Genomic DNA, 17,317 nt, shown 5'->3' with positions numbered 1-17,317 from the left:
GAATTCAATAAAATTTAACAACGAGCATGATTACTACATGCAAAAATTTGTACCTTACCATCTATTGCAAGATTGCCATTCATTTGTAAACCGATAAAACCTTTTTCTCGGCCAGTGTCATAATTATTTGCTGTTGTCACAGTAATAGGTGAAGAAGTCCCAATTACACCTGTACTTTGCGGAACTGCACTAAATGTTCCTGTTTTTAAGAATCCATAATCTTGCGGATTAGTGCTTGTACCCTCTATCAGATTACCATTAGTATCATAATATGAAAGGACAGAGCCCGTATCTTGCTCAATTGATAATGCATTAAAGCCAAAATTACGAATTTGAATTGGCTTACTACTATCAAAAGTAAATTGCATAGCAGGCTTAATTACCGTACCAGTGCCAGTTTTTGGAAGGTATTGTAAATCAACTGCATCTAAGCCTAATTTCTGGATATTCAAAGTACCCTGCAATCCTTTGAAGACCACCCAAAGCTTACGTCCTTTATTGTTTATATCAGGATCACTAGCTGCCATCGACCAAACTGGATCGCTTGCTCCAGCTGAACCCTGTTGTACAAAGCGTTTATTTACAGAAATTGCTAGACGACAATACTCTAAGCGTGCTGGATCGCAGTTAAAAGTTGGTGTAATTCCTGCTAATAAATCGCTATCACTTAAGATATTATGGTTTAAGGAGAGTTTAAATGATAAATCTGCTCCACCTTGTCCTTGTATAGACTGAAGTGTTTGATTATCCAAAGCTTGTAATTCAGCATGAGATAAATTAGTTATGGATAATAGGAGTAAAATCGCTATTTTTTTCATCTTAATACTCCTATAGTCCTTTCGTGGTTAATTTCATATGTTGAATTAAAAGCCCATCAATTACTGCTGAACCATAGTTATTCATTGCCGAAGGGTTAACACCACCAGTTGGAACTGCTGGAGCAGGATCATTAGCGCTGCCATATAAAATTTTCTCTAAACCACCATTAACATTAAACCATCTTGCCTCATTATTACGTGTACCAAATGCCCATTGTCTATTTTCTGCTTTCGCCGCTGTTGAGTCCAATATTGTTAAACGACTTAAACCTTTAACCCCTTCTCCGGATTGGCTTGTTCCTGCACACGCATTATTACCTGTCTCACCTGGCCAACACTCATCAAGACCTGCAATAAATCCACCCAAAGTTAAGTTATTTAAATTTGTTGCACTTGTAACGCTACCTTTTTGACCAGCCACAGCACTGCCACCATTTACAGGCGTGCCACCTAAACAAGCAAATGCAGTTGTACAATTTCGAGCATATGTTCCATCTGTATTACCAAATACTTTTGTCCCATCTGCATTTACACTATCTAAGTATATCCAATCTTCATGGTAACCTTGTGTTGTAAACCAACGGAACTCCTCTACAGTACTTGCCCATCCAGCAGTAATTGTATGCCCATCATAAGGGTCTCTTACTGTTGAACCGCCAGAAAACAATCCACCTTGTGATCTCAAAACATAACGATCTGTCACTAGGTAATTCGTATCAACACGTTGACGACGCTGTTGATACTGCACCTCATTGTAAGTCTTTGTTCCAGATATTCCTGTTCTTGAAACAGGTTGGCCAAAAAACACCCCCATGGACTCAACGCCATCATAAGCCAGCAACGTCTTCCCACCATCAGGGCTATAAGCTGTACCAATACTAATACTACTGTGTGTTGCTAATTTAGTACCATTTGCCAAATTATAGTTTGTACGTGCAGAACCACCTTGGTAACCAGAGATGGTAGAATCACCACATTGATACACATTACAAGTCGAACCTAAATAACTAGTATCTAAGCCAGAATAGTCTGTGTAAATTTTCTTGTAAATTTCAGGTCTATTTGGAATACGTGCTATTTCTAAACTAAAATTTCGTCCATCAGAACCCAAAATTACAGGTTGATATAGACTTCCTAATACAAGGTTGATATTCGGATAATAGAGATACAATCCTTCATTAGCCTCAAATGTTGGTGCAACAGTTCCATTTAAAGCTGGTGTTGATAAATTTGATTGTACTGTTGGGTTAGCAGCAGATGTCGTTTCTTTTGTACTTATACGCAATACTTTGTCACCAGCTTGGAATCCAGTAGGTAAATTCCACGATGCACCTGATACAGTATCTTTGACCTTGCGATCTCTGAATCTGAATTGACAATTAGCATCACTAAAACTTATTGAAGCGTCACCACAACCTGTCGTTGCAGTTCTCCAACCCGCTGTTGTAGAGTAGTTTGTACCACCATCTATACTATAGGTACGAGATGCTGTACCGGGATTGTAGACAGCCTTGAAGTTTTGACTGTCACCACTATTTATACGAAAAACACCTGAGACGCCTAAAGTGTTATTATAAAAGGCACTCATACCATTATTATTGCTCGAGCCACCTAAGGTTTGAAATATTTGCAAATTACTGCCATTTATTCCAAAACCATTCGCTATTGCTTGCAAACGTAAACGATTCGCTCGATCGCCAGCTGAAGCCTCAGCAGCAGTTTGTGTGGAGCTAAATAATTCTCCGAGTTTAAATTGATTAGGGTCACCTTCAGGTTTACTTTGATCCCGTACAAAAGCATCAACCCATAGTGCAAGCTTTAAATTATAGGCATCTACACCTGTTTTTGTCCCAGTTTCATATAATGGTGCTTCAAGGTTTAGATATGTAACCGTTCCGTTTGTACCAGAAAAATCAGGAACATTGGTTGCTGTTGCAGCTTTGAGCACCCAAGGGTTATTTGCTGTTCCCCAGCTTGCAATGTTGGAACCAAAACGGTTATTTGAGTTATTATCATTTTTGGATAAAGCCAAACCATATAAGTATAGATCCGCTTTACCAACAGAGTGATCAGCTGTAGTCACTGACCCATCCTTGTTCGTATCTTGAACCATAGAGGTTAGACCACCTACTGGAACATAATGTATATAACCAGTATCTTTACTTCTATCAGTTAGAGATGTTTCGTTACCGGCTTTATCACCACGAAGAACAAAAGAAAAATCAGTAGGTAAAATTGCAACACCTTCACCAGTCGTTTGGCTTAAAGCATCGTCAGATATTTCTTGAAGCGCAAAAGCATATCTACTTATGCACAGACTAATTAACGTCGCCAAAACAGTTCGTTTGAATGATACCGTATGAAGTGTAGTCATCTTGACCTTCCTGTTACACGATGCTCCGCATCATCGTTATTTTTATACATCAAACTGAGTGATTTATCCTTTCAAAAAGGATACTTCCGAGTATCACTCAAGATAAAAGGCATATTTTGCCTATGTAATCTCACTTTTCATTATGCCGAATAATTACACAAAAGCAAAATAAACTGGCTAAATGTTACATTTTTCCGATAGATGAAAATACAACTGGCTTAGAAGAATCAGTAGCTTTCTAATTTTCAAATTCATTCATAATTTTTAGTATATTTCATAAGAGTAAATGCTGTTTTGTATCGTTCAAATACTTAGCTAATTTCTGCTTTTTTTCAGCTGATAATGAGTATAATTCAGCAGCTGTTGCTTCTGGTTTTATTACACCTACACCAGTCCCTACAGCAAACCAACTTGAAATACCAAACATTTGGAAATTATTCATTTGATATTGGGTAAAATCAATCATTCTAGGTGTTCGATGTTGCCAGCATTTTTTTAGCTCACGATAATTTTCAGATAATGGAACTGTTTGCATAAACTGCCAAAATGGTGTGTCCGAACGTCCAGTATCGTAATGCATTCTAATAAAATCTCTTATTCCCAACCATCCCTGTGCATTCTGTTGATTATAATAATCAATACTTTGTTCTGAAATCACTCCATGACTCCCTTTTATCAATGATGATAAGAATGAGAGCTGTTCTAACATCTGCCCGATTGATGTTGCCTCTAAAGGTTCAACGAATCCACCAGCTAAACCAATTGCAACTACATTCTTTATCCAAACTTGTTGATAATAACCAGCTTCAAATGAAATTGGTTTAGCTGGACTGATTTCATGTCCCAACCACATTTCTACTTCTTGCTGCGCCTGTTGATCTGTAATAAATTGATCATTATATACGTAGCCAGCTCCAATTCTTTGTTGCAATGGTATTTGCCATACCCAACCTGCGCTCATTGCTGTTGCGCGTGTCACTAATTCAATCCTATCTTTATGATTTATATGAAAAGGTAAAGCACGATTCATGGGTAATGAATCTGCAAATGAAATCCACGGGCTTTTATATATTTTTCCAATTAATAAACGAGAAAAACCTGAAGCATCAACCACAAAATTACATGCAATATCGCGATCAGCTAATTGAATAGCAGTTACATCTCCAGTCTCTGGATGTAACTTAACATCCTGAATTTTCTGCTCAACATGTACAATACCTCTCAACTTAGCTATATTTTTTAGATATTGTCCAACTCTAAAAGTGTCAAAATGTAGCGAAGCTCCAAAATTATTATTTCTTCTCGCTAAAATTGCCAAAACCTCATCTGATGATTTTCGATCCTCACAAAATTGATAAGATGTTAAATAACGATTGATATCTATACCATGATTCAACAAACCTGATAAATAAGGGTGAAATCCATCCTCCATCCACTCAAACTCTTGAGTCTTACCCGAAAAAAGATGGTAAAAATAGTCATTTTGCTTACCAGTACGCCATCCTTCATAGCGAAAACCCAATTTAAGCGTAGATCCAGTTTCATCTATAAATTTTCTTAAATCTATATTTAAATGATTCAATGTTGTAAGTAAGTTAAGTATACCACCCTCTCCAACACCAACTATTGGTACTTCAGGAGCAGAAATCACCATAATTTCGACAGAGCTGCTAAAAATTTGTCTGAGTTTCAGCGCAGCAAACCAACCTGAAGTCCCCCCTCCAACAACAACAACTCGCTCCATCCCTCGCAAATTAATCATTCTTATATCCTTATTATTCAAAAAATAAAGCAGCCGAAGCTGCTTTAATCTACTATATAAAAAACTAACAGAACTTCAAGTTACCATAACAGTTTGGTGTAAAATATTGATTACCTAAAGTTAGACCGTTTACAGTTAAACCCAAATTAGATAATGCAAAGCCACCTGTTGCCCCCGTAGTTCCAATCTGAATACCTAATGCCTCATTACCAGTAATCAATCCGCCTAAATCACTTGTTGATGGTGGGTTGTTTGCTAGGTAAGCATTTACTTGCTGAGCAATTTGTGGATGAACACATTGTTGTGGTACCGCAGTTGTACCTTCACACAAATTAACTGGATTTGTTGGAACAATAGTTCCCAAATCAACACCATCTTTAACACTCAACCACCAACCTGGTGAAGTAATATCATCTAAAGGTTGGCCTGGCCATAGAAGATTTTGTGACTGTAAACTTAGAGATGCTCCAGAATTAAGAGGTAAAGAGTGAATCAAGCCTAATGGTTGATTAACAGTAACACTCGCAGTAATATTTTTCACTTTTGTATACATGTTTACGTAATAACTACTACCCGCAACAATACAACCAATACCACTACAACCATCAACTTTAGCTCTTATAGAAGCTAAAACATTTGTATTGTTATTTGCCTGATTTGGATCATTAACACCCCCTTGTGTACCTACTGCAGAGATATTATTTGGATTCAAATAGACAATATTACCACCAGCTCCATCAGAAATTGTTGTACTTCCAATCGTATATGTTGGTTTCACAGGGAAAGTACTACCATTAGAAGACAGACCATAACTATTACATTGACTACTTCCACTACCACAGTTACTGTTATTGAAATCACGTCCCAAAACTAAATCTGGTAGTCGCACCACAGGATTGAGAGATAGAACCGTAGGCATACGATTACCTTTAATCGTAAATCCAGGAATTTCAAAACCAACATTTTTAAATCCTGGTACCCAAAATCCACCTTGATCTAAATGGAATTTAGCAACCGTACCTAAAGGGGCATTTAATGAACCTGAAATTCTGTTATAAGGATCAGAAGCATCAAAATAACTTGGCGCAGTTTCAACTACACCTTTAATTTTACCAGAACTATCTGAGCGGACAGGTATATAACCAGATAAAGCATTAACACCATTTGGAACAGCAGAGTTTTCTGTTCCAATCGTTAATAATCCTTGTGCTTTTTCTGAACTAACACGAAAACCGATCATTTCTCGCGTAGCTGCAGAACCTGGATTTTTAATGGCAAATTCTATGAATGGATTTGTTAATTTTGCTGAACTACCAACACGATTTGTACGGTTTTGATCACTGCCAGCATCTGTTGCTGGATTACCTGTAATGCCAGGGTTACCACTCAAACTCACATTATCTAAATCAATATCACAACCAGGCCCATTACGACCACCACAACCTAATTGTAATTTCTTAATATTCACATTAAGTTCTAGCTCAGCTTCCATGCCTAACTTATAAAACCCGACCGTTTGATCACCACCAGATCTAGCTCTTTCCAAGTTCGCAGCATCAGTAGGAGCAATATATGACAAACTCATTAATGCTTGACCAGTTGTAGCCGACATTTCAGTATCAGTTAAGCTTGTTAAAGTAGAAGTAGCATTAGTAGTATTCAAGCACAATCCGCCCAAAGCCAACAATGCCAAATGAAGAGACTTAAACTGTCGCATGAAACCGACCTCCATGTTCTAAACATCCGTATTTTTTTTATAGGTGTTATGCCAAACCACAACTCGGCCTTTAAATGAGCTTATAGTGATTCTGTACAAAAACAAACCAAATTATGTTCATTCTATCTTATTTTTATCAAAATACTAGCTTCATTCATCTGAACTATTTTTAACGATAAAGTATTTTGTAAGAAATGATATGTAGAAAAAAGCCCATCATGTTATAGATGGGCTAATTATTAGGTCTTAGGTAAAGTCACGCCTGTCTGACCTTGATATTTACCACCACGATCTTTATATGATGTTTCACACACTTCATCGCTTTCAAAGAAAAGCATTTGTGCGACACCCTCACCTGCATAGATACGCGCAGGTAAGTTTGTTGTATTGGAAAATTCTAAAGTAACGTGACCTTCCCACTCAGGCTCTAACGGCGTCACATTTACAATAATACCGCAACGCGCATAAGTCGACTTACCCAAACAAACAGTAAGTACATTTCGCGGGATACGGAAGTATTCAATGGTACGTGCTAAGGCAAATGAGTTTGGTGGGATGATACAAACGTCTGATTCGATATCAATAAAGCTTTTATCGTCAAAGTTTTTAGGATCAACAATCGCTGAATGAACGTTGGTAAATACTTTGAATTCACGTGCGCATCGAACATCATAGCCATAGCTCGACACCCCATAAGAAATCAACTTTTCGCCATTTTCACCATAACGAACTTGATTCTCTGCATAAGGTTCAATCATGCCGTGTTTTTCGCTCATTTCACGAATCCAACGATCAGATTTTATTGCCATGACTTTTTTCCAAAATCTAAATTAATGATTGGCAGGTACTTTAACGTAAATCATCATTAATGAAAATAAGACTGCTATCCTGATAGGCAGAATAGCAGAGATACTTTATAAATTGATTAATGCAGAATAGCTGATCGGGATTGAAAAACTAATAAGCACGACAGATGCTGTGCGTTGTAATTTTGATTGTGAAAGCCATTTAACCTTATTGGTCGCCAACATTGCTCCAACAGATATCCAAAACAGAGCAATCGGCAAAATCAAACCAACAAAAACACTCATATGTACTAAGTAAATGTCTTGGTTCTTCCATGCAACTGCTGGAAAAATTGCAGAAGCAAACAACAACGCTTTAGGATTTAAAAGCGTAGCAAACAATAATTCACGTGGGCGAATAGTTGGTTGATTTAATGCCACTTGTTGATTCGCTGTACGCCAAAGCTTAATCGCCAAATACAAAATATAGCCAGCGCTCATTAACTTTAAAAAGGTAGGAAGTAATGGTAAAGCTGTTGATACTTTGCCAATCAACATACCCCAAGCTGTTATAGCAACGATATAACCCAATGCTTCAGCTGGGATAAGTAAAAGTGATTTGCGTACACCAACCTGAACACCAGATGATGCCAATAATGTGTTGGTTGGGCCAGGAGTAAATAATATGGTTATAACTAAACCAATGAAAAACCATGAAATCATTGAATGACCTCACTAAAGGATTCTCTGAGATTAATCCAATTACAATTTTATAGCAAAAAAATAACTGTAAGCACTTATAACGTTAATTTCACTACAATTATTTAACTATTTATTTTATTTCATCTTTATAAATTTCAAGTAGCTCACTACTGAACAGTCACCTAGATATCTGTGTATATTTAAAGTACGATTACCGTGAATTTTTGAATAACATTTTACTGATTAGATTAAGATTTAGCATGAAATTTAAGCTAGGCCTAAGCAAATAGTGCTATTTTATAATCAGTTGATCACACTATTTCCATTCTTCTACTCGCCAATATTTTATGCCTAAGCAATTTTTTCATAAGTGGCTTCCTTCATCAGAGAAAGTTGCTCAACTCAAGTTTATGCGCATTTTTGGGCAAAGTACCTTAAATCCTTTACTTTGGTATGTGAATCGTCACTCTATCGCCAAAGCGATGTTTATTGGTACCTTTTGGGGCATATTACCTGTACCTTTCCATAGTTTATTTATTATTCTGACAATCCTATGGTTTGAGGTTAATTTGCCGATCGGACTGTGTATGGCATGGCTGACCAATCCTCTCACTGTAGTTCCTATACTTTATTTAGGCTTTTGGTTTGGTACTAAGATTTATCATGTCAATATGATTGATCAAGAGATGTTATTGGGTGTGCTACATCAAATCATCAATTGGTTAAAAAACTTTGGACATGGGCATATAGACTTGAGTCTGGCAAAAATCTTAATTTCAGGTTTAATGATAGAAGCCATTCTGTTTGCTTTACTGTTTTATTGTGCGACTCACCTCTTATGGCGCTGGTTTGTTATAAAAAGCTGGAAAAACAGAATTCAAAATAATCAAGAAGAAATCATTTAGCTGATTTCTTCTAAATCTTTAGTTTTTATCCAATTGTTGTTTCATGTATTGTTCAACCACATCAAGTACATAGTCCTGACATGCCTCACCCGTAGCAGGGTTATATGCACCATTATTAGTAATATTATTAGATAAAATTCTTATACCTAAAAATGGAACATCAAACTGATGTGCAATCTGTGCAACAGAAGCTGCCTCCATCTCCTCTACAGAAGTTTGATAATTATTATGGAAAAACTGGATTCGATCTAGCTCATTATTCCAAACATCTGCTGAACCAATCGTTCCCTCAACCACATTCCCTTTGCTGTAAAAAGTTTTTGCTTTATGTGCAGCAATCAGTAACTGTTGATCACCTTCAAATTTGCGTATCGCAATCGGTTCAGGGTCAGACTCATCTTCTGGTAATACATCAAATGCCTCTGTCCATGCCAATGAGTTTGAACCGCCCCCTATCGGTAATCTTGGTGTTCTAAACGCACCAATATTTGTCGTGTATTTGCCTAATACAATATCAAACACCTTTAAAGCAGGATCATGCCCGCCTGATGTACCTTGATTAATAATTGCAATGGGTTGATATCGCTCAATTGCAAGTGCTGTAGCTGCGGCAGAATTACTCATGCCCATACGTGTTTTGGACACGATCACTGGATAACCTTTATAAGTTCCTTTCCAAAACTTCCATCCACCCACTGTTTCAACACTGACATTCTCTAATTTTGATGCCATACGTTCAGATTCGACAGGTAAAGCACCTTGGATCACGATGGGTTGTAATTTAGTTTCTAATTGCTCAGTCTCTTTTGGAGAATCTTCACCATTACAAGCACTCAGTAAAAATGCACTACACAATCCCAGAATACTTACAGCTCTTTTGACGGACTTCATATCATCACTCGAAAATAAAATAGTGATGAAGCAACTCCCATGCCATATTTTACCAAACGATATATTTAAAACATTAAACAAAGAAAAGCCCAACGAAATGTTGGGCCGAACTTAAAAATAACCATCAATTAGAAAATGCGCTTGTCATCTCTCTGACGTTTTGGAAGTTTTTCCATCTGTCTTAAGACACTTTCCGCAATATTTATATAGCTTTCAGAAGCGACATCTTGTGCAATGACACTTGGTTTACCATTATCGGCATTCTCTCGGATTTTTGCATCTAAAGGTAAACGACCTAGTAAAGGTATGTCATATTGTTCAGAAAGCTGATCACCACCACCCGTACCAAATATTTGCTCTTCATGTCCACAGTTAGAACAAACATGTGTTGACATATTCTCAATCACACCGAGTACAGGAATATTCACTTTATTAAATAATTCAATCCCTTTTACAGCATCCATTAAGGCAACATTTTGCGGTGTAGTAACAATTACCGCACCAGTCACTGGGATACGCTGTGCAAGCGTTAATTGAATATCGCCTGTACCTGGTGGCATGTCGATGACCAATACATCCAAATCTGGCCACAGAGTTTGATTAAATAACTGCATCAATGCGCCAGTGGCTTTAGGACCACGCCATGCTACAGGAGTGTTATGCGCACCAATCAAATGACCGATTGAAATCACTGCCATTCCATAAGCATCTAAAGGAACAAAATGTTCATTTTCAATCTGTGGTGTGCGACCAGCATTGCCTAACATAGTTGGAATACTTGGACCATAGATATCTGCATCCAATACCCCAACTTTTAAACCGAGTTTTTGCAATGCGAGCGCAAGATTCACAGTTGTGGTTGATTTACCTACACCACCTTTACCCGACGATACCAAGATTACGTTTTGAATACGTGGATGTGGAGCAACATCTCGTTGTTGTGGTGCAGCTTTCTCAATCGGAGGATTATTTGGGTCAGCTTCAGCTTTAGGAGATGCATCCATCACTGGAGGAAGGTTGGTGTTTTGTGCTTTGGGTTTAGATGAACAACTATGTCCTGCCTCGCCATGGGCAGCATGTTTCTGCTGAATAATATGCAGATTGAGTTCTTGGATACCACACTTTTCTAAGGCATCTGCAAGTTCATCATGGATTTGTTGTAAATGATCTTTTTCTTCAGGAAATGTATTGATCGTGAGCTGTAGGATGCGACCTTGAACATTAACTTGGCTTATACGATCTTTCAAGGCATTTTCAGAGTTTGGAAGAATATAATTTTGAAGGACTGTTTGGATTTCATCTTCCTTCACTTCTTGCGCAGGCGAAAAAACGGATTTTAAGGAAGAAAGCCACGACATTTTGTACTCCAAAAACTGATCATACTCACTGAATGTGGTTAGTTTAGCAGTATTGGAGATTCGACGCTCATATCAAAGACCGTAATTGCTCAATTTTATGTCGCAATTTATCTTTGCCTATCAGCGTCGATTGTTAAAGCTTTATCGTGATTAGCCTTTGAATTTATTGATCGTATCAGTGGCAGCTTTCTTTAAATCATCTAACTTGCTGCTAGCTTGAGCTTTCAGATCATCAAATTTTGCAGCTGCCTCATCTTTTAACTCAGCTGCTTTGGCTTTTGCATCTTCTAATTTATGCGTTGCCTCTTCTTTTAAATGATCTAATTTCTCTTTGGCAGCATGTTGAGTATCCGCCAGTTTTTCTTTTAACTCATCTGCTTTAGCTGATAATGCAGCTTTACTTTCACCGTATTGATCGCTTGCATTGGTCTTTAAATCATCTAAAGCTTGCTCGCCTTTTTGCTTCAACTCATTGGCTTTATCTTTAGCTTGCTGTAAATCAGCTTTAGTTTGATCAATATCTTTCGCTGCGAAGTTTTTTACATCCTCTACAGTTTCCTGACCTTTTTGTTTGATATCACTTCCAAGCTCACTGACTTTATCTTTAGCCTGCTGAAAGTCTGCTTTGGTTTGCTCTAAATCTTTTGCTGCGAACTGTTTTAACTGATCAATTTTGTCATTACTCATGTCTTGTTCCTCTTGTTATTTCGTAAAAGCTGTCGTTGATTTCTATTACAGTTATACAAGATTCTGCCTACACTTATCGTGTTTGCTGCAAATTGAAACAAATGGGATACAGGATGATTCAAATTTATTGCTGATTAATAACCATTTGAATTTTCATATATAAAAATCATATAAATGCATAACACAACTAAATTACTTGATACGATCAGACTGCTGAATCTCATACAATACATGCCAACTTAATGGATGATCTTGAACTAGAGCAGGATGTTGAAATTCTGCTAATTTCCTCATCCCTAAGCTTTGCATAAGCGCTTGTGATCGCAGATTTTCTAAAGTGGTAAAAGACACAACAGTTTCAAGCTGCAAATGATTAAAAGCAAAATCTAAGGCTGCATTTGCTGCTTCTTTTGCATAACCTTTGCCCCAAAATGGTTGATCTAAGCGCCAGCCAATTTCAACACAAGGCGAAAATGAAAACTGTGTGGGTTGATCATGTAATCCTACCAAGCCTATCAATTGTTGAGTCTGTTTTAATTCTACTGCCCAAAAGCCCCAACCCTGTTTTTCAATAATTGCCTTTAATTTATCTATATATACATCGCTTTCAGCGCGCGTTAAAACTTTTGGAAAATACCGCATAACCTCTGGATTAGCACTCATCTCTGCAAAAGGTAAATAATCCGTGTCTCGCCATTGGCGTAAAATCAGTCTTGGTGTTTCGATCATTTTTAGAACCATTAAATTTGTATTAAAAACTATTCACAATATAGGGAATTAGATCAGATATACTTTTGCGCTATCGTGAAATTAACCTGACTTATAAAGCTTTATATATGAATGAAAATGAACTTCTAGAAATTCAAAATGAACTGCAAGCTCAACAAAAGCGCCTGAACTATATTCTTTCGAGTAAAAGAAGAATCCAAAGCATGATTGATTCTTTTGAAGGTGATTTGGCAGAACAATTACTTCCTGTCATTCATAATGAAAGCAACGATTATGCTGGAATCGCAACAAGTTTGGCACTTTCAATTTGTTGGAAATTTTCAAAAGTTGAATTCCCAAAGACCGTTCATTGGTGCAGTGAATTAAGTATTAGCGATCTACAAGTTAAAGATGAATTTACCGCTGTAATTAAAGCTCAGGCTTGGTTAGGTACTTTAGGAAGTGATGAAATTTGGCAAACGCCACTCTTTGCCGAAATTACAGTTGATCCAAAAACCAATAGTTTAAAAAGCTATCACATCCATTTCTTATCTAAAGGGAAAATCATCTCTTTAAGAAAGAACGCTAAGCAAAGTGTTACCGTTAAGCAGATGCAGAGTATGTAATGGTGATCAGGTCTAAAATATTTTAGACCTTTATTTTTGGAATTTTTCTTGCCAATCTTCTATAAAGATATTTCGTTTAAATATTTCTGAATACATATGTTGTTCTAAAAAATAAAAGTTATCCTGAAAATCTTCATCATTAAAAACGTCAGGATAGCGTTTAGCCAATTCAATTACTTGATGAAAAGCATTATCTTCTGAGTCAGTAATATTGGTCGCCAAACGATACCAATGCCATGCTTGTCGAATACTTTTCGGCGTGGTGTGGCTTTGAGAAAGTAAGTTGCCCAAATATGTTGCTGCAATCGCATCGTCATTCATCCATGCTAATCTCTCTAGCGTGAATACGGCATCATTCCACTTTGTCCGACTTACATCAGACGCATTTAAGATTGCATAAGCTTGCTTTCGGCTAGCTTCTACTTGATCCTCGTCATCAGCCAGAAAATAATTATGAATCAAATTATTCTTAATTAATTGATTACTATAGAAATTACAAATCAAAAAACCCCATTGTTGATAAAGTTCATATTGTTGTAAAAATAAAAATTGTCCTTGTTGCACATGTTCGTTCCATTGTTTTCTCAATGTTTTTGAATCAAAGGCATCACTATAAGTGATCGGAACATTTCCATATTGCAACGCATATTCTGCAATTTTCTTTCTATATTGTCGTGCAATCAGGGGAACAACACCCCACCATAAAATAATCCCCACGGTGACAATAATAAGCACCCAAATCCACATTTTCATTATCCATTTGTTAATTTTATATTCTTGTATTTTATAAAAGTTCTAAGCAGTTGAATAGCTCACTTTCAAACAATCATTACCGCATTCTCACCACAGAATGTCATGCATGAAACTCAAAAGTCCGTTAGAATAGCCACCTTGTAAATACGAATGAGAGAACAATATCCGTGCGTAAAATTTTAGTCACCAATGCCCTTCCTTATGCCAATGGTCCTATCCATATGGGTCACTTACTCGGTTATATCCAAGCAGATATTTGGGTTCGTGCGATGCGTGCAATGGGTCATGACGTGACTTACGTATGTGCGGATGATGCTCATGGTACAGCGATCATGTTACGTGCTGAAGCGAATGGCATCAGTCCTGAAGCGCAAATTGCAAATGTTCAGAAAGAACACATTCGTGATTTTGATGGTTTTGGTGTGCATTTCGATCATTATGATTCAACTCATAGCGATGCAAACAAAGCACGTGCATCTGAGATTTACATCAAAAACCGTGAAGCAGGCAATATCGCTGTTCGCCCTGTCACACAATTATTTGATCCTGAAAAAGGCATGTTCTTGTCTGATCGTTTCATTAAAGGCACGTGCCCGAAATGTAAAGCAGAAGATCAATATGGCGACTCATGTGAAGTCTGCGGTACAACCTATAACGCGACTGAGTTATTAAACCCACGCTCAACATTGAGTGGTGCAACGCCAGTTGAGAAATCATCAGATCACTATTTCTTTAAACTACCGAATTTCTCAGAATACTTACAGAAATGGACACGTGATCAAGGTCGTTTACCATTGTCTATTGCCAACAAACTAGATGAATGGTTTGAATCAGGTTTATCAGATTGGGATATTTCACGTGATGCGCCTTATTTCGGTTTTGAAATTCCAGATGCACCAAACAAATATTTCTATGTTTGGGTAGACGCTCCGATTGGTTATATGTCGAGTTTTGAAAACTACATCAAAACTAAACGTCCTGATCTAAGCTTTGATGATTTCTGGAAAAAAGACAGCGACAAAGAAGTTTATCACTTCATTGGTAAAGACATTGTTTACTTCCATGCACTGTTCTGGCCTGCAATGCTTGAAGGTGCGAACTACCGCACGCCATCTGGTTTATTTGTAAATGGTTTCTTGACAGTGAATGGTCAGAAGATGTCAAAATCTCGCGGCACATTCATCAAAGCTGAAACTTATTTACAGCACTTGAACCCAGAATATTTACGTTATTACTTTGCTTCTAAGCTTTCTGACAAAGTTGAAGATTCGGATTTGAATTTGGATGACTTCGTACAGAAAGTGAATTCTGACCTTGTAGGTAAAGTGGTAAATATTGCCAGCCGTTGTGCAAAATTCATTAACAGCAATTTCAATAATACGCTTTCAAACACATGCGCTGAACCTGAATTGGTTCAAAGCTTTATTGATGCGGGCGATTCAATTGCTCAAGCCTATGAAGCACGTGAATTCTCTGCTGCTATTCGTGAAATCATGGCTCTTGCTGACAAAGCGAATCAATATATTGATGAGAAAAAACCGTGGGCGCTTGCGAAGCAAGAAGGTCAAGAACAACAAGTTCATGATGTTTGCTCAGTTGGTATCAACTTATTCCGTCAGCTTGCGATTTACTTAGCTCCAGTGCTTCCAACACTTGCGGCTCAAGTTCAGTCTTTCTTACAACTTGAAAGCTTTGACTTTGCATCACGTCAACAAATCCTCGTTGCACATGAAATTGCTCAATTCCAACCGCTTATGCAGCGTGTTGATCCTAAAGCAGTTGCAGCCATGGTGGATGCATCTAAAGACTCTTTAGCTGCTGCAGCAGAAGCACCAAAAGTGGAAAAGAAAAAAGAGAAGAAAGCCGAGAAGAAGCCTGAACCTAAAGTGGGTGAAGCTGAAATTATTGGTATTGAAGACTTTATGAAAGTTGACCTCCGTGTAGCTGAAGTTTTAGAAGCTTCAACTGTCGAGGGTTCTGATAAATTACTTCAACTCACTTTAAATGTTGGTGAAGCTGAACCACGTAATGTGTTTAGTGGTATTCGTGAGTTCTATCAGCCAGAAGATTTAAAAGGCAAATTAGTAGTGATGGTCGCGAACCTTGCACCACGTAAGATGCGTTTTGGTATTTCTAACGGTATGGTACTTGCCGCAGGTAATGGTGAAGGTGTTTGGGTAATTTCACCTAAATCTGGTGCTAAAGCTGGTGATAAAGTGTCTTAAGAATTTAAATGTTAGATAAGAAAAGCCTCTACTGATGTAGGGGCTTTTTTAGCAGCTTCAAAAATTATCAATAGCTTGTAACAACATTTTTTTCTCTAGTTCAGATTTTTCTTTCAAATCTAGACTAATTTCATACCAAGATTTTTTATGTGTATCTATTTTATGAAAATCAGGACGATAATCACTATTTAAATGCATTTCAGCCTCAGCGAAGTAAATTTTTTCATCGAACCAATTCAAATTTAAATTAAGCCAATTAATTAACTCTAAGAAATTATCTGCTTTGTTAACCCCTACTTTTTCTAACATATAATTATCGAAAGTTATTGGGTATTCACCTCTTATAGCTGCTGCTATAGAATCATATATTAGAAATATTAGTAAATTACCTGAAAAACTTATAGGATACTCTAGAAAATCATTTCTTAAGCCATATTTAACTCTGACATTCTTTTCATGAGCGTAATATTTATTTTCAAGAAACCTAATTCTTCGACTAAATGATTCAAGTATTAAACTTTGTATCATATTTGTTGAGCTTAAAACTAACTCATCGAATGTCAAGAGAACTATATTTGTATTCTGCGCTGCTTCTTTAGAACCAGATTGAAATCCAGCTTCAGATATAATGAACCCTTTATCAGCTCCCACATCATCAACTATTGTACGTAAAGCTAATACCTTTTCTTTAGGTACTTTAGTTTTCCAATATTTAGCTTCAACTATCCATTTAATATTAGTACATAAATACTGAGATGTAACATAAACATCAATTTCATGATCAGTTCTAATTCCTCGTACAGTCTCATTCGTAACAGCACTAACCCCCAAGCATCTAAAGTGTTGAGCTATTTTTTCTTGAAAATCAAACCAATCTTTTGACATCATTTTGAGTTTATTAATAAAATCTTTTTACTAATTTACATATTCTATGAAAAATTTCCTACCTAAAAATCTATTCCATGCTAAAAAATAGATAATTCAATTAAATTTGAGAAATTTTACC

General features: G+C 37.0%; 15 protein-coding genes. 3 read left to right on the top strand and 12 right to left on the bottom strand.

What is annotated here, in order from left to right; all coding sequences use genetic code 11:
- Positions 1–14: 14 nt before the first annotated feature.
- The 6 genes from H2677_RS03665 to H2677_RS03640 all read right to left on the bottom strand — a co-directional run bounded on the left by H2677_RS03665 (position 15) and on the right by H2677_RS03640 (position 8,179).
- A complete protein-coding gene (locus H2677_RS03665) occupies positions 15–818 on the bottom strand; it encodes a hypothetical protein (protein WP_212639163.1) in 804 nt (267 codons plus the stop codon).
- Positions 819–828: 10 nt separating this feature from the next.
- Positions 829–3,192: a hypothetical protein gene (locus H2677_RS03660; protein ID WP_212639162.1), complete on the bottom strand. Its 2,364-nt coding sequence runs from the start codon at positions 3,190–3,192 to the stop codon at positions 829–831.
- A 274-nt stretch (positions 3,193–3,466) separates the two neighbouring features.
- Positions 3,467–4,954, bottom strand: coding sequence for a tryptophan halogenase family protein (locus tag H2677_RS03655; RefSeq protein WP_212639571.1), 1,488 nt, complete (start codon positions 4,952–4,954; stop codon positions 3,467–3,469).
- Between the two features lie 64 nt (positions 4,955–5,018).
- Entirely contained in the window at positions 5,019–6,671 is a 1,653-nt protein-coding gene (locus tag H2677_RS03650; RefSeq protein ID WP_212639161.1) for a hypothetical protein, read from the bottom strand.
- A gap of 239 nt (positions 6,672–6,910) precedes the next feature.
- Positions 6,911–7,480, bottom strand: coding sequence for a dCTP deaminase (gene dcd / locus H2677_RS03645; protein WP_004914176.1), 570 nt, complete (start codon positions 7,478–7,480; stop codon positions 6,911–6,913).
- A 105-nt stretch (positions 7,481–7,585) separates the two neighbouring features.
- Entirely contained in the window at positions 7,586–8,179 is a 594-nt protein-coding gene (locus tag H2677_RS03640; RefSeq protein ID WP_112987335.1) for a LysE family translocator, read from the bottom strand.
- 326 nt (positions 8,180–8,505) lie between these two features.
- On the opposite strand from H2677_RS03640, the gene H2677_RS03635 reads away from it, so the two are divergent.
- Positions 8,506–9,063 (top strand): DUF2062 domain-containing protein, encoded by a 558-nt coding sequence (locus H2677_RS03635; RefSeq protein WP_212639160.1) that lies wholly within the window; start codon positions 8,506–8,508, stop codon positions 9,061–9,063.
- Positions 9,064–9,081: 18 nt separating this feature from the next.
- Here H2677_RS03635 and H2677_RS03630 read toward each other — a convergent pair whose 3' ends face one another.
- From H2677_RS03630 to H2677_RS03615, 4 genes are all read right to left on the bottom strand, one after another.
- Positions 9,082–9,954: a 5'-methylthioadenosine/S-adenosylhomocysteine nucleosidase gene (locus tag H2677_RS03630; protein ID WP_212639159.1), complete on the bottom strand. Its 873-nt coding sequence runs from the start codon at positions 9,952–9,954 to the stop codon at positions 9,082–9,084.
- A gap of 128 nt (positions 9,955–10,082) precedes the next feature.
- A complete protein-coding gene (gene apbC, locus H2677_RS03625; protein WP_212639158.1) occupies positions 10,083–11,312 on the bottom strand; it encodes an iron-sulfur cluster carrier protein ApbC in 1,230 nt (409 codons plus the stop codon).
- 150 nt (positions 11,313–11,462) lie between these two features.
- The gene (locus H2677_RS03620; protein ID WP_004960254.1) at positions 11,463–11,999 is read right to left on the bottom strand and encodes a hypothetical protein; all 537 of its coding nucleotides are present in this window, start codon (positions 11,997–11,999) and stop codon (positions 11,463–11,465) included.
- Between the two features lie 192 nt (positions 12,000–12,191).
- Positions 12,192–12,728, bottom strand: a complete 537-nt coding sequence (locus tag H2677_RS03615; protein WP_199955883.1) for a GNAT family N-acetyltransferase — start codon at positions 12,726–12,728, stop codon at positions 12,192–12,194.
- A 107-nt stretch (positions 12,729–12,835) separates the two neighbouring features.
- Here H2677_RS03615 and H2677_RS03610 point away from each other — a divergent pair, with 107 nt between their 5' ends.
- Entirely contained in the window at positions 12,836–13,333 is a 498-nt protein-coding gene (locus tag H2677_RS03610) for a hypothetical protein (RefSeq protein WP_130575681.1), read from the top strand.
- A 30-nt stretch (positions 13,334–13,363) separates the two neighbouring features.
- Here H2677_RS03610 and H2677_RS03605 read toward each other — a convergent pair whose 3' ends face one another.
- Positions 13,364–14,080: a hypothetical protein gene (locus tag H2677_RS03605; RefSeq protein WP_130575680.1), complete on the bottom strand. Its 717-nt coding sequence runs from the start codon at positions 14,078–14,080 to the stop codon at positions 13,364–13,366.
- Between the two features lie 173 nt (positions 14,081–14,253).
- Here H2677_RS03605 and metG point away from each other — a divergent pair, with 173 nt between their 5' ends.
- Complete coding sequence (metG, locus tag H2677_RS03600) at positions 14,254–16,311, top strand: methionine--tRNA ligase (protein WP_212639157.1); 2,058 nt, start codon at positions 14,254–14,256, stop codon at positions 16,309–16,311.
- Between the two features lie 57 nt (positions 16,312–16,368).
- Here the strand turns inward: metG and H2677_RS03595 are convergent, their stop codons facing one another.
- Entirely contained in the window at positions 16,369–17,199 is an 831-nt protein-coding gene (locus H2677_RS03595) for a restriction endonuclease (protein ID WP_212639156.1), read from the bottom strand.
- Positions 17,200–17,317: the final 118 nt, after the last annotated feature.

Origin of the sequence: Acinetobacter junii, assembly GCF_018336855.1 — a bacterium.
Classification (GTDB): Bacteria; Pseudomonadota; Gammaproteobacteria; order Pseudomonadales; family Moraxellaceae; genus Acinetobacter; species Acinetobacter junii.
This window is presented reverse-complemented; position numbering and strand designations above follow the sequence as displayed.